Raw genomic sequence first — 13,802 nt, 5'->3', positions numbered from 1 at the left:
CCCTCGGGGCAGTGACGGCACGCTCAGTGCGGGCCGTGTCACAGACCACCTGCTCATGCGCTGGTCGCGCCCCGCTCAATCGAGCGCGCGCAGCAGGCTCTCCTGCAGCCAGGACAGCAGCTCGTACACGGCGATGACGATGTCCGCGCTGACGTGCTCGTCGTCCTCGACGGCGGCGCCCTCGACCCGTTCGCCGATCTGCTGCAGCATCCGCACGGTGTCGAAGTCGCCGTCGCGCTGGAGGTCCAGCCGGTCCGCGAGCACGATCCGCACGTCGTTCAGCGCCCGGAGCACCACCAGGGCGTCCTCCTCGTCCAGGACGACCTCGCTGTGATCGGGCCCGGCGGCATCGAGGACGGCCATCACCCGCCGCAGATCGGCGAGCTTGCCCTCGGCGAGGTGCTGCTGCCCCAGCCGGCGGTACTCGGCCGCGAGCTCGGTGTCCTCGGAGGCGGCGGGGAACAGGCGCTTCACGGCGGAATCGGAGGGCTCGCGGGCGTCCCGGCCGGCGAACTCCGCCTCGAGCCGGCGCAGCGGATCCTCGCTGTCGGCCGCGCGGCGCAGCACCCCGGCATCCGCCTCGATGCCCAGGTCCGCGCGGATCAGGTCCGCGGTCTCCTGGGCGACCTGGGCGATGATCGCCTTCTCCTCGCCGTCGAGCCGGCAGGCGAGGCTGCCGTCCTCGCGGCGGCGGAACGCATGCGCCATCAGTCCTGCCCTGCCCTCTCCAGCGTGGCCCGCAGCCCGAAGGAGTGCATGGCCTGCACGTCGGTCTCGACCCGCTCCCGGCTCCCGCGCGAGACGATCGCGCGCCCCTCCTCGTGGACCTGCATCATGAGCTGCTCGGCGACCACGCGGGAGTAGCCGAAGTAGCGGCGAAAGACGAACACGACGTAGCTCATGAGGTTCACGGGATCGTTCCAGACCACGGTGCACCAGGGTCCGTCGGCCTGCAGGTCGGTCCCCGCCGCGGCGGAGGGGTCGGTGCGAGAGCCCGTGGCGGGATCCACCCGCGGCACCTCGACCGCCATGCGTGCTCCTCCTGTGTCCTGCGCTGCGTCTTCGTCCCGCGCTGCTGACGCGGCATCGGCCGCTGTCGCGACGCGGTGGCACCCGAGTCTACGGGGCGTGCCGCGTCCACCGCCCCTCCCGGCACGCATTACGGTGGACTCTGTGACTTCTGCCCTGCTCACCGACCTCTACGAGCTGACCATGCTGGAGGCCGCCCGTGAGGCCGGCACCGCCTCGCGGCGCTGCGTCTTCGAGGTGTTCACCCGCTCCCTCCCGGAGGGTCGCCGCTACGGCGCGCTCGCCGGCACCGGCCGCGTCCTCGACGCGATCGCCGACTTCCGCTTCGACGACGCCGATCTGCGTGCCCTGCGCCGCACGGGCGCGCTCTCCGAGGCCACCCTCGAGCACCTCGCCGAGTACCGCTTCACGGGGGACGTGCACGGCTACGAGGAGGGCGAGCTGTTCTTCCCCGGCTCCCCCGTGCTGCGCATCGAGGGCACCTTCGAGAACGCTGTGCTGCTGGAGACCGTGGTGCTCTCGATCCTCAACCACGACAGCGGCGTCGCCTCGGCCGGGTCGCGGATGGTCACCGCCGCACGGGGGCGTCCCTGCATCGAGATGGGCGGCCGCCGGGTGCACGAGGACGCCGCGATCGCCGCCGCCCGCGCCGCCTACGTGGTGGGCTTCGACTCCACCTCCAACCTCGCCGCCGCAGCGCACTACCGGATCCCCGTCCGGGGCACCTCCGCGCATGCCTTCACCCTGCTCTTCGACACCGAGGAGGAGGCGTTCCGCGCCCAGCTGGCCGCCCAGGGGACGGGCACCACCGTGCTGGTGGACACCTATGACGTGGAGACCGCGGTGCGCACCGCGGTGGAGCTCGCCGGTCCCGAGCTCGGCGCCGTGCGCCTGGACTCCGGGGACCTCGGCGAGCAGTCTCGACGGGTGCGGGAGCTGCTGGACTCCCTGGGGGCGACGGACACCCGCGTCACCGCCACCGGTGACCTGGACGAGTACCGGCTCGAGGAGCTCGCCGGCGCCCCGCTGGACGGCTACGGGATCGGCACCCGCCTGGTCACCGGCGGCGGCAGCCCCGCCCCCGGCTTCGTCTACAAGCTCGTGGAGCGGGAGGGGTCCGACGGGCAGATGCACCCCGTGGGCAAGCAGTCCCGGGACAAGGCCACCCTCGGCGCAGGCAAGCGCGCCTTCCGCCTGCGCGTGGGCGAGCGCGCCCACGCGGAGCTGGTGCTGCCGGGCGAGGCGCAGATCGCCGAGTTCGAGCGCGAGCTGGTGGCGGAGCTGACCAGCGGCGCGGCGAACCCGGACTGGCAGCGCACCAGCCTGCGCCCGCTGCAGCGGCCGCTGATCCTCGGTGGGGAGATCGTCGAGGACCTGCGCCCGCCCGCGCGTGTGGAGGCCGCCCGGGCCCGCCATGCGGCCTCGCTCGCGGAGCTGGGCCTCGAGGCCGCCGACGGGCCCGACGGCCCGGTCGCGATCGAGACCGTCACCGACGGCGTGGAGGCCGCGCGGGTGCTGGGCTGAGGCCTCCGTCGACGCGCCGTGCGGCGGCCTCGCCGCGCGTCAGCGCCGGCCCACGAACCACCCGCGGACGATGTCGATGCGGGCCTGGATCTGCTCGGCGCTGGCCTGCGCCACGGCCGGTCCCCCGCTGCGCGAGCGCAGCGTGTTGTGCACCGAGCCGTGCGGGGAGCCCGACTTCTTCGACCAGGCGGAGACCAGGGTGCTGAGCTCCTTGCGCAGCTCCATGAGCCGGCGGTGGTCCACCACGCCGGGCGTCTGCGCCGGCGCGGGCCCGCTCTTCTGACGCCGCTCCTGCTGCTGGGCCTGCTGCTGCTGGAGGACGGTGCGCATCTGATCGGCGTCCAGCAGGCCCGGGATCCCCAGGAACTCCTGCTCGTCCTCGCTGCCGATCATGCCGCCGGCGCCGTACTCGCCGCCGTCGAAGAGCACCCGGTCGAAGGAGGCCTCGGACTCCAGCGCCTCGAAGGACATCTCCAGCTGATCGCTGGTCTGCTCGGGGCGGTTGGCCTGCTCGATGAGGCTCTCGTCGAGCCCCGTCTCCGGGTCGCCGGTCTTGGGGCGGCGGTCCAGCACGTGGTCCCGCTCCGCCTCGAGCTCCGCCGCGTGGGCCATGAGGATCGGGACCGTGGGCAGGAAGACGCTCGCGGTCTCGCCGCGGGTCCGCGAGCGCACGAAGCGCCCCACGGCCTGCGCGAAGAACATCGGTGTGGAGGTCGAGGTGGCGTAGACGCCCACGGCCAGGCGGGGCACGTCCACGCCCTCGGAGACCATGCGGACGGCCACCATCCAGCGGTCCGTCGAGGCGGAGAACTCCTCGATGCGCGCGCCGGCGCCGGCGTCGTCGGAGAGCACCACGGTGGGGTCCTCGCCGCAGATCTCCCGCAGCGTCGCGGCATAGGCGCGCGCGGCCTTCTGATCGGTGGCGATGACCAGTCCGCCGGCGTCGGGGACGTGGCGGCGCACCTCGGTCAGGCGGCGGTCCGCGGCCGAGAGCACCGATTGGATCCACTCCCCCGCCGGGTCCAGCGCGGTGCGCCAGGCCTGCTGGGTGATGTCCTTCGTCTCGAGCGCGCCCAGCTGCGCGGAGACCTCGTCCCCGGTCTTGGTGCGCCAGTGCATGCGGCCCGAGTAGGTCATGAACAGCACGGGGCGCACCACGTGGTCGCGCAGCGCCTCGCCATAGCCGTAGGTGTAGTCGGCCTTCGAACGGGCGAAGCCCTCGCCGTCCTCCTCGTAGGTCACGAAGGGGATCTCGGAGTCGTCGGAGCGGAAGGGCGTGCCGGTCAGGGCCAGGCGGCGCGTGGCGGGATCGAAGGCCTCGCGCACGCCGTCGCCCCAGGTGCGCGAGTCCCCGGCGTGGTGGATCTCGTCGAGGATCACCAGGGTGCGCTCGGCCTCGGTGCGGGCGCGGTGCAGCGCCGGGTGCATGCCGATCTGCGCGTAGGTCACCGCGACGCCCTGGTAATGGGAGCCGTGGGCACCCTGGGCGTTGGAGAAGTTCGGGTCCAGCGAGATGCCCACGCGCGCAGCGGCATCGGCCCACTGGGTCTTCAGGTGCTCGGTGGGAGCCACCACGGTCACCCGGCGGACGGTGCCCTCGGAGAGCAGACCCGCAGCGACCTGGAGGGCGAAGGTGGTCTTGCCGGCGCCGGGGGTCGCGACCGCGAGGAAGTCCTTCGGCGCGGTGCTGCGGTAGAGCTCGAGCGCCTCGGACTGCCAGGCTCGGAGCTTCGGGACGGTGCCCCAGGCCGCCCGTTCCGGGTAGGCCACGGGCAGCGATCGCGCGGCCGCCTCGGAGGGCTGGCGGGGATCGCTCGCGGAGAACAGGGAAGGAGTGGTATTCACGGCGTGGACCACCGTACCGCCGCGGTCCGACGACCCGCCGGAGCGACCGATGTGAGGAAGTCGCGCCCCGACGCCGACCTCAGCGACGGCCCCCGAAGAAGCCGCGGAAGCCGCCGCGGCCGGATCCGCCCGACCCGCCGGAGTCGCCGTCGCCGCCGTCCCGCGGGGCGCGCATGCCCTCGTAGATCTCCTTGCACTCGGGGCAGACCGGGTACTTCTCGGGATCGCGCCCGGGCACCCAGACCTTCCCGCACAGCGCGATCACGGGAGTGCCGCCCAGAGCGGCCTGCGTGATCTTGTCCTTGCGCACGTAGTGGGCGTACCGGTCGTGATCACCGTCGTCGGTGGTCTGCTCCTTCTCCTGGAGCTGACGGTCCAGCACCGCGGTGCTGCCCGGGGCGGCGCCGGGGTCGTCGGCGTAGGGGTCCATCCGGGACGGGTCGGACGTGGAGGACATGGCACACTCCCTGAATCGATGTCGGGCTCCCCAGAGCCTAGCGGCCCTGCCTCCGAGGAGTCAGGCGCGCCCGCTGGGACAATCGGCCGATGGACGCTGCCATGGACTTCCTCCGCCGCCTCCCCGACGAGATCCGCGAGGCGGGCGGCTCGCTGCCCGGCCGCCTGGGCCTGGTGGTCCTCGCCCTCGCGGCGAACCTCGGCTTCTACCTCCCCTCCATCCCGGACGGGACGCCGGGGCTCGGACTCCCCGGGCTCGACAAGCTCGTGCACCTGCTCGTCTTCGCCCTCACGGTCTGGGCCGCCGGGCGCCTGCTGGCCCCGCTCCGGCGCTTCCCGATGGGCTGGGTGGTGATCGTCGCCCTCGCCCATGCCCTGTTCATCGAGCTGTTCCAGCTGGTGCTGCTGCCCCAGCGCGGGGCCGAGGGCGCCGACCTCGTGGTCGATGCGATCGGCATCGCGCTGGGCGTGGGAGCGTGGATGCTCGAGCGCCGACGCTCGCTGCGCGAGGATCCGTACCCGCTCGAGGACGACGAGATGGAGGCGGAGCACGTCCCGGAGGACGCGGCCGGCCCTCCGCGCTGAGCGGACGTCGGCGGCACGGCCCCGCCGGCTCAGCGCAGACGTGCTCCCGGGTTCGGCGCCGCGGCCAGCAGGCGCCGTGTGTACTCGTCCTGCGGATCGTCGATGACCGAGCGGCTCTCGCCGGCCTCGACCACCTTTCCGTGGTGCATGACCATCACCTCGTCGGAATAGCGCCGTGCGCTGCCCAGATCGTGGGTGATGTAGAGGACGGCGAGATCCTCGTCCCGTCGCAGGGCGTCGATGAGGTCCAGCATCTCCTTGCGGATCGTCACGTCGAGCATCGAGACCGGCTCGTCGGCGATGAGGACCTTCGGGGAGGCGGCGAGCGCCCGGGCGAAGGAGACCCGCTGACGCTCCCCGCCGGAGAGCTCGTGCGGGAAGCGGTCGAGGTACCGCTCGGCCGGGGTCAGCCCGACTCTCTCGAGCAGCGCCAGGCATCGTTCGTGGACCGCCTCCGCGGTGCGCACGTCCTGGTGGATCCGCACCGCCCGCCCCAGCGTGTACTCGATCCGACGCAGCGGGTTCAGCGAGGCGAAGGGGTCCTGGAGGGTCAGCTGCACATCCCCCACGTACTCCCGGTGGCTCATGCGCCCCGCGGAGAGCACCTCGGTGCCCTCGAGCAGGATCTCTCCCGCGGTGACGGGGATGAGACGGGCGAGCATCCGCCCCAGCGTGGACTTCCCCGACCCGCTCTGACCCACCAGGGCGGTGACCCGTCCCGCGGCGAGCACGATCGAGACGTCGTCGACCGCGCGCATCCGCTGCTGGCGCCGCAGCAGGCCGCTGCGCGCGCCGACCGGGTACTCCTTGACGAGGTTCCGCCCCTCGAGGACGACGGCGGGCCCGGCGGCCGCGCCGGGAGCGGTGGTCGTGTCGGTGGTGGTCATGCGAGGCTCCCCAGTTCTTCGAGCGAGGACAGCAGGTTCTTCGTGTACTGATGCCCGGGCTCCCGGTAGAGGTCGCGGGCCGGGCCGTACTCGACCAGGTGGCCGCGGCGCATGACCGCGACGGAATCGGAGATCTCCAGCAGCAGCGCCAGGTCATGGGTGGTGAACACGATCGCGAAGCCGTACTCCTCGCGCAGCCGCACGATCTGGTCCAGGACGTCGCGCTGCACCAGCAGGTCCAGGGCCGTGGTGGGCTCGTCCATGAAGATCACGTCCGGCTCCAGCACCAGGGCGATGGCGATCGCGACGCGCTGCTTCATGCCGCCGGAGAGCTCGTGCGGGTAGGCGTCGATGCGATCCGCCGGGATCCCGACGCGCTCGAGGTGCTCCCCCGCGATCTCGGTGCGCCGAGCGGGCGGAAGCCCCGGTCGGTGCACACGGATCACGTCGTCGAACTGGGCACGGATGGAGGTCACGGGGTTGAGGGCGTTCATCGCGCTCTGGAACACCACCGCGATCTCGTTCCATCGCAGCGCCCGGAGCCCCTGGTCCTCGAGCCGGAGCAGGTCCGTGGGGGTGCCGTCGTCCGCGCGATAGACGATCGAGCCGCCGGCGACCTCCGCCGGGGGCCGCAGCAGCCGCGTGATCGCGTTGGTGAGCGTGGACTTCCCGGACCCCGACTCCCCGGCCAGACCCAGGATCTCCCCGCGGCGGAGGGTGAGCGAGACGTCCTGCACGGCGTGCACCGTGCCGAAGGCCGTGGGGTAGTCGACCCGCAGGGAGTCGACCTCGATGATCGGTGATCCCGGCATCGGGGAGGTCCGCAGGCACGGGGCGAGTTCGGGTTCGTCCGCTCGATCAAACTCCGGGTGGGCGGCGGTCCGCTCCGCCGTCTCGTCATTCCCGGGCCCCGCCGGACTGTCGTTCTCGGCGAGCGTCTCCGCGACCCCGGAGAGCTCGGCCTCCGCTCCGGCGGCCACGGCCGCCGCGGCGCGCCGGCCGGAGCGACCGGGTCGGGTCGCGGAGCCGGTGCGGAGCCGGGGGTTGGAGTACTCGTCGATCGCGAAGTTGATCAGCGCGAGCCCCGCACCGACCACCGCGATCGCGAGGCCCGGCGGCACGTACCACCACCAGGCACCGGACAGCAGCGCCTGCGAGTTCTGCGCGAAGTAGAGCATCGAGCCCCAGCTCGTGGTGGTCAGCGAGCCGAGGCCCAGGAAGGCGAGCCCGGCCTCGGCGAGGATGCCCCCGATGACCGAGAACAGGAAGCCCGAGGCGACCAGCGGCAGCATGTTGGGCAGCACCTCGAAGAACATGATGCGGGCGCGGCTCTCGCCCGTCCCCCGGGCCGCCTCGACGAACTCCCGGTTGCGCAGCGAGAGGGTCTGGGCCCGGATGACCCGTGCCGATCCCGCCCAGGAGGTGATCGCGATGACCACCGCGATCGACAACAGCCCGCGCGAGGGCAGATAGCCCGTGAGCACGATGAGCAGCGGCATGCCGGGGATCACCAGGAACACCGCGGTGAGGATGTACAGCAGGTCGTCGGCGACGCCGCGGAGGTATCCGCCCAGCAGGCCCACGGCCACGGACACCACCTGCGAGACGACCCCCGCGACCAGACCCACCAGCAGCGAGGTCCGCGCGCCGGTCATGAACTGGGAGAAGACGTCCTGGCCGGTCTGCGTGGTGCCCAGCCAGTGCCGTCCCGACGGCGGCTCCAGCATGTCGAAGGAGGTCTGGTTCGGGTCGTACCGCGCGATGAACGGACCGACCACGGCGATCACGACGAAGGCGACCACGATGGCGAGTCCGGCGCGGACCTTCCCGCTGCGCGGGATCAGGGTGGAGATGGACATGGCTCAGGCCCCCTGCCGGGTACGAGGATCGAGGACGACGTAGGCCGCATCGGCGATGAGGTTCGCCGCGATGACGGCCAGCGAGATGATGAGGAACAGCCCCTGCATGAGCGGGAAGTCCTGGGCGGAGACCGCCTGGAACAGCGTGTAGCCGAGGCCCGGATAGTTGAAGATCACCTCGGTGAGCATCGATCCGCCGACGACGGCGCCGAGCGCGAGGGCGAAGCCGGTGATGCTGGGGAGGATGGCGTTGCGGGCGGCATAGCCGAACAGCACCGTGCGGCGCGGCAGTCCCTTCGCCTCGGCCATCGACACGTAGTCCTCGCCGAGGACGGTCACGGTCATGTTGCGCATCTGCAGCACCCAGCCCGCGAAGGAGCCGATCACGATCGTCAGCGCCGGCAGCGCCGCGTGGTACAGCACCGATCCGATGAAGGGCAGCGCCAGCTCGGGGAACATCGTGCGGTCGTAGCCGCCCGCATAGGGGAACCACCCCAGCGTGACCGCGAGGAGCAGCACCAGGATCAGCGCCATCCAGAAGTACGGGATCGCGTTGAGGAAGGTGAGGGCCGGGAGCACATGGTCGGACCAGGTGCCGCGCCGCCAGGCGAGGAGCACGCCCAGCCCCGTGCCCAGCAGGAAGCTGATCACGGTGGCGACCCCCACCAGGCCCAGGGTCCAGGGCATGGCCCCGGAGATGATGTCGCTGACCGGCACCGGGAAGTGGCTCAGCGACACCCCCAGGTCGAGGCGCGCGAGGTCGCCGAGATAGGCGAGGTACTGGACGAGCAGCGGGTCGTCGGTGATGCCGAACTGCGCCTTGATCGCCTCCGCGGCCTCCGGGGTGAGCTGCCCTTCGGAGGCCGCGATGAGGACCTGGACGGGATCACCCGGCATCAGGCGGGGGATCAGGAAGTTCAGGGTCAGCGCGGCCCAGGCGATGAAGGCGTACAGGGCGAGCTTCTTCAGCAGGAATCTCATGGTCTCTCTCCCTCAGCTGCCGGTCCGGGTCAGGCGGTGCAGGATCATGACGCGCGATCCCGCCTCGACCGGGGAGCCCAGCGCGTACGGATCCTCCGCGCTGGGGAAGCCGGTCCAGTCCGCGGTGTTGTAGTTGAACCAGTTCGGCGCGATGACGATCGGCAGCACGGGGAGCCGCTCGACCATGAGGTGCTGGAGGCCGGCCAGCGCCTCGCGCTGGACCTCCGGGTCCTCGGTCGTCGAGTACTCGCTCAGCAGCTCGTCGCTCTCCTCGTCGTACCAGCGCTGGAAGTTCGCGGTGACGGGCTCGCCGTCGTCGCTGCGGTACTCGGAGGAGAGCAGCGCGCGGTACAGGTACCACGGGTTCTGCCCGGCAGCGGCGGTGGTGATCGTGACGTCGTAGTTCCCGCTCCGGTGGGCCTCCACCCAGTTCTCGAAGGAGATCCCGCGCGGGGTCAGCTCGACCCCGATCCGGCGCAGCTGGGTGCCCAGGATCTGGGCGACGGTGACCCAGTCGTTGTAGGTCGAGGGGATCTGCAGCGGGAACGACAGCGGCGTCCCGTCGGGCGCGACCCGGATCCCGTCCTCCCCCGCCTCGTATCCCGCCGCGTCGAGGAGTCGGTTCGCCTCGTCGAGGTCGACCGCGAACTCGAGATCCTGGAACTCCTCGGCGATGTACTCCTCGAAGGTGGGTCGGGGAAGGCCCGTCGGATGCGGCGGCCCGAAGTAGTTCATGTAGGCGACCTCCGCGATCTCGAGGCGATCCACCGCGAGGCTGATGGCGCGCCGCAGGTCCAGGTCCTGCCACAGCTCGCGCTCGAGATTGAGGGTGAGGTTCACGACCCCGGCGCCCGGGTACCAGTAGCCGCGGTGCTCGGGATCGTGGCCGACGAAGACCTTGTCGATGTTCGAGATGAAGCCGCCGGACCAGTCCAGCTCGCCGGCCTGGAGCGCGGTGTTCATCGTCTGCGTGGTGAAGGACGGGAAGGCCAGACGGCGGGGCTCGAACTCCTCGGCCGCCCAGTGCTCGTCGTTGCGCACGAAGGTGTAGAGCTGGTCCGAGAACCGTTCGAGCCGGTAGGGGCCGCTGCCCATGGGCTCGGCGATCTGCTCGGCCCCGGGGTCGAAGGTGGAGAACACGTGCTCGGGGACGATCGGCCGGCTGCAGACGTCGGCCTGCTGCACGAAGGTCGGCGTCGAGAAGGAGATCTCGACCGTCGTCGCGTCGAGGGCGGTGGCCCCTGCCACGGCGAGGGCCAGGCCGTTGGTCGCCGGATTGTCGCGGATCATCTCGTAGGTGAAGACGACGTCCTCCGCGTCGAGCACCTCGCCGTCGGTCCAGCGGACGTCATCGCGCAGGTGGACCGTCAGGACGGTCCCGTCCTCGTTCCAGGCGACCTCGGTGGCGAGCCAGGGCACGGGATTCTCGGCGTCCATCGGCGAGGACAGCTGCAGCGTCTCGTAGATCAGTCCGTGCGGCCCCTGCAGGGACCCTGCCGCATACGGATTGAAGCTGGGCTGGAAGGTCGTCGCATCGTTGGCGTGGATCCGCACCGGGAGGTCCTCCGTCGAGGTCTCCGGTGCCGAGCAGCCCACCAGTGCGGTGCCTCCGGCGACGCCGGCGGAGCCGAGCAGCAGGGCACGGCGACTGACTTCTGGGGTCATGGCATGGGTCCTTCTCCTGAGTCGTGACCGCGGCGTCGTCGTCCGCGGTCGGGGCCTGCGGGGCGCAGGTGGCCGGGGCGCAGGGCAGGGAGAGGAGCAGGAGCCGGGACCCGGGTCCTCGCGCGACCCCTGATGTGCGCCCGTGTGCGTCGAACGCTCAGCAGCGTCCGTGCGGGTGTGCGCTCGCGCCGGGGAGGAGGCTCCTCGCCGAGCTCGCTGCCCGCCGATCGCTCCGTGCAGGGTGCGCGCAGGGGCGCGGTCCTCCGGTCCGGAGATGGCCGTGATCAGGCCTCGGGCGATCGTGTGACGCGAACAACATGCCTGCAACCTACACAGGTTCAGGCAATTACGTAACCCGGTTGCACAAAGAAGTGCTCCGACGTCTCACCCAAGGTCCGGGCGCCACCTGACAACCGTCGACGAAATGTCCGTTGTGCACCCTGCAGGGAACAGCAGGTGCCGGCGATCCGTGACGCAGGGCTCCTCCGAGCGGGAGGGGGGCGCCCCGTCGCGCAGCACGGACATCCGACCCCTGGTGGTCCGCGGGCTCAGCCCTCGAGCGTGATCTCGTCCGCGTAGACGGCGGTCATCGTGCCCGTGATGGTGTCCACGGTGCCCGCCTCCTCGCGCGCCACCTGCTCCACCGCGCTCGCGACCGCCTTGGTGACCCCGTCGTGGAAGACGCTGGGCACGATGTAGGTGGGGTTGAGCTCCTCCGCGGTGACCACATCGGCCAGGGCCCGCGCCGCGGCGAGGAGCATGCGGTCGCTGACGCGGGTGGCGTGGGCGTCCAGCAGCCCGCGGAACACGCCCGGGAAGGCGAGGACGTTGTTGATCTGATTGGCGAAGTCGCTGCGCCCGGTGGCGACCACCTCGGCGTGCTTGACGGCCTCCGAGGGGTCGATCTCCGGGGTGGGGTTGGCCATCGCGAAGACGATCGAACGATCGGCCATGGTCGCCACGTCCGCGGCGGTGAGGATGTTGCCGGCGCTGACGCCGATGAAGACGTCGGCCCCTGCGACCGCGTCACGGAGGGTGCCGGTGAGGCCGCGCGGATTCGTCACCTCCGCGATCCAGGGAAGGCGGCCGGTGAGCTCGGTCCGCCCCTCGTGGACGATCCCGTCGATGTCGGTGACCACCACGTCGCGGGCCCCGGCCGCGCGCAGCAGGCGCAGGATCGCGGTGCCCGCCGCGCCGGCGCCGGAGAGCACGATCCGGGCGGAGGCGACGTCCTTGTCGACCACGCGCAGGGCGTTGCGCAGCGCGGCCACCACGACGATCGCGGTGCCGTGCTGGTCGTCGTGGAAGACGGGGATGTCCAGCTCCGCGCGCAGCCGGTCCTCGATCTCGAAGCAGCGCGGGGCGGAGATGTCCTCGAGGTTGATGCCCGCGAAGACCGGGGCGATCGCCTTGACGTGGGCGACGATGTCGTCCACCGAATGGGCGTCCAGGCAGATGGGGAAGGCATCGATGCCGGCGAAGCGCTTGAACAGCGCGGCCTTGCCCTCCATGACGGGCATCGCGGCGAGCGGCCCCAGGTCGCCCAGGCCGAGGATGGCGGAGCCGTCGGAGACCACCGCGACGGTGTTGCGCTTGATGGTCAGCCGGCGGGCGTCCTCGGGATTCTCGGCGATGGCCTTCACCACCCGGGCCACGCCCGGGGTGTAGATCATCGAGAGGTCGTCGCGGTGGCGGATCGGGAGCTTCGACTCCACCGTGAGCTTGCCGCCGAGGTGGGCGAGGAAGGTGCGGTCGGAGACCTTGCCCAGCTCGACCCCCTCGAGCCCCTGCAGCTCCTCGACGACCTCCATCGCGTGATCGTGCCCGGCGGTCAGCACGGTGATGTCCGCGCGCATCCGCTCGGGCCCCGAGGCGGAGACGTCGAGAGCGGTGACCGTGGCCCCGCGGCTCTCGATGCTCGCGGTGATGTCGCTGACGGCGGCGGAGCGGGCGGCGAACTCGAGTCGGATCGTGATGGAGTAGCTCACGGTGGGCATCGGTGACATGCACCACACCCTACCGATGCGCCCGGCCTGCCCGCGGGAGGACGCGCGCGGGCCCGCACCAGGACGGGCCCCCGCGAGGACGCGAGGGCTCCGTCCGGCGTCAGTCCGTGTACGGCTCGACGTCGTCGGCGTAGCGCTCCCACAGCCGCAGCGCGGCGGAGACCTGCTGCGCGTAGCGCTCGGGGTGGGCGGAGGCCTGGACCGTCTGCGCGGCCGCCCCGGGATCGGCGTGACGATAGTTCGGCACCGCCTGGAGCAGTCCGGGCGCCTCGGAGTGGTCGCCCAGGCCCAGGAAGGCGTCGATCGCCTTCTTCTTGTGCCGCACCTCGGCGGCCGAGCCCCAGCCCATCGAGGGACGCTGCTGGAAGAGGCCGCCGGAGTCGAGGTCGACGGCGGGCTCGTAGTTGTACAGCCAGGACTCGACGATCGCGGTGCTCAGGGCGATGCAGGCCGCTTCCTTCCCCAGCTCGTGCCCGCGGACCACCGCGATGATGAACCGGGCGTTCTGGATCTGCCAGCGATCCATGCCGTCGATCAGGAAGCCCTCGCGCGTCTCGGCGCGGGTCATGAACTCCTCGGTCCAGGTCTCGTCCGCCGCGCGGGCGGGGGCGAGGCTCCCGAGGGTCGCGAGCGAGGCGGCACCGAGCACACCGGCGGCGACGAGGGAGCGCCGCGTCAGCGGCGAGGTGGAGGTGGAGGTCATGCGGGCCATCCTTGTCAGGTGAGGCGGGGGCGGAAGCCCCCGGTCGGTCGGGCCGTGCCACCGTAGGGGCCGACCCCGGTCGCAGGGAACAGCCACCTCGCGGGGCCCGAGCGGCCTCCGGCGGGGTGCTTGAACCGTCCATGACCGCAGCAGGGGCCGGAGCTGACCCGGACCGGCAGGGGTGTCCTCACCGGTCGCGGCGCGGTCGGGGCGTCCGGGGCGCCCGGGCGAGCCCCGTCGCGGGGCGCGCAGCGACCCGGCG

The 13,802-nt window shown here is 71.8% G+C and carries 12 protein-coding genes; 2 read left to right on the top strand and 10 right to left on the bottom strand.

Annotation, left to right across the window (positions count from 1 at the left end; genetic code table 11):
- Positions 1–75: 75 nt before the first annotated feature.
- Complete coding sequence (locus tag CXH06_RS14500; RefSeq protein WP_114855916.1) at positions 76–708, bottom strand: DUF2017 family protein; 633 nt, start codon at positions 706–708, stop codon at positions 76–78.
- On the bottom strand, positions 708–1,031 hold the full coding sequence (gene clpS, locus CXH06_RS14495) for an ATP-dependent Clp protease adapter ClpS (RefSeq protein ID WP_114855915.1): 324 nt from the start codon (positions 1,029–1,031) through the stop codon (positions 708–710). The genes CXH06_RS14500 and clpS overlap by 1 nt, the downstream gene beginning before the upstream one ends.
- A 142-nt stretch (positions 1,032–1,173) precedes the next feature.
- On the opposite strand from clpS, the gene CXH06_RS14490 reads away from it, so the two are divergent.
- Positions 1,174–2,553 (top strand): nicotinate phosphoribosyltransferase, encoded by a 1,380-nt coding sequence (locus CXH06_RS14490; protein ID WP_157975759.1) that lies wholly within the window; start codon positions 1,174–1,176, stop codon positions 2,551–2,553.
- A 39-nt stretch (positions 2,554–2,592) separates the two neighbouring features.
- Here CXH06_RS14490 and CXH06_RS14485 read toward each other — a convergent pair whose 3' ends face one another.
- On the bottom strand, positions 2,593–4,398 hold the full coding sequence (locus CXH06_RS14485; protein ID WP_232820377.1) for a DEAD/DEAH box helicase: 1,806 nt from the start codon (positions 4,396–4,398) through the stop codon (positions 2,593–2,595).
- A gap of 79 nt (positions 4,399–4,477) precedes the next feature.
- Positions 4,478–4,855: a DUF3039 domain-containing protein gene (locus CXH06_RS14480; protein WP_114855912.1), complete on the bottom strand. Its 378-nt coding sequence runs from the start codon at positions 4,853–4,855 to the stop codon at positions 4,478–4,480.
- A gap of 89 nt (positions 4,856–4,944) precedes the next feature.
- On the opposite strand from CXH06_RS14480, the gene CXH06_RS14475 reads away from it, so the two are divergent.
- Positions 4,945–5,439, top strand: coding sequence for a VanZ family protein (locus CXH06_RS14475; protein ID WP_114855911.1), 495 nt, complete (start codon positions 4,945–4,947; stop codon positions 5,437–5,439).
- A 29-nt stretch (positions 5,440–5,468) separates the two neighbouring features.
- Here the strand turns inward: CXH06_RS14475 and CXH06_RS14470 are convergent, their stop codons facing one another.
- From CXH06_RS14470 to CXH06_RS14445, 6 genes are all read right to left on the bottom strand, one after another.
- A complete protein-coding gene (locus tag CXH06_RS14470) occupies positions 5,469–6,326 on the bottom strand; it encodes an ABC transporter ATP-binding protein (RefSeq protein ID WP_114855910.1) in 858 nt (285 codons plus the stop codon).
- The gene (locus CXH06_RS14465) at positions 6,323–8,185 is read right to left on the bottom strand and encodes a dipeptide/oligopeptide/nickel ABC transporter permease/ATP-binding protein (protein ID WP_114855909.1); all 1,863 of its coding nucleotides are present in this window, start codon (positions 8,183–8,185) and stop codon (positions 6,323–6,325) included. The genes CXH06_RS14470 and CXH06_RS14465 overlap by 4 nt, the downstream gene beginning before the upstream one ends.
- A gap of 3 nt (positions 8,186–8,188) precedes the next feature.
- Positions 8,189–9,166: an ABC transporter permease gene (locus CXH06_RS14460; protein ID WP_114855908.1), complete on the bottom strand. Its 978-nt coding sequence runs from the start codon at positions 9,164–9,166 to the stop codon at positions 8,189–8,191.
- Between the two features lie 12 nt (positions 9,167–9,178).
- Positions 9,179–10,831 carry an ABC transporter substrate-binding protein gene (locus CXH06_RS14455; RefSeq protein ID WP_114855907.1) on the bottom strand — a complete coding sequence of 551 codons (1,653 nt, stop codon included), beginning with the start codon at positions 10,829–10,831 and terminating at the stop codon, positions 9,179–9,181.
- Between the two features lie 548 nt (positions 10,832–11,379).
- On the bottom strand, positions 11,380–12,837 hold the full coding sequence (locus CXH06_RS14450) for an NAD-dependent malic enzyme (protein WP_114855906.1): 1,458 nt from the start codon (positions 12,835–12,837) through the stop codon (positions 11,380–11,382).
- 100 nt (positions 12,838–12,937) lie between these two features.
- Positions 12,938–13,540: a hypothetical protein gene (locus CXH06_RS14445; protein ID WP_114855905.1), complete on the bottom strand. Its 603-nt coding sequence runs from the start codon at positions 13,538–13,540 to the stop codon at positions 12,938–12,940.
- Between the last annotated feature and the right edge of the window lie 262 nt (positions 13,541–13,802).

This window comes from Brachybacterium sp. YJGR34 (assembly GCF_003347015.1).
Lineage (GTDB): Bacteria > Actinomycetota > Actinomycetes > Actinomycetales > Dermabacteraceae > Brachybacterium.
The sequence above is the reverse complement of the archived record's forward strand: the minus strand, read 5'-3'. Positions and strand labels throughout refer to the sequence as shown.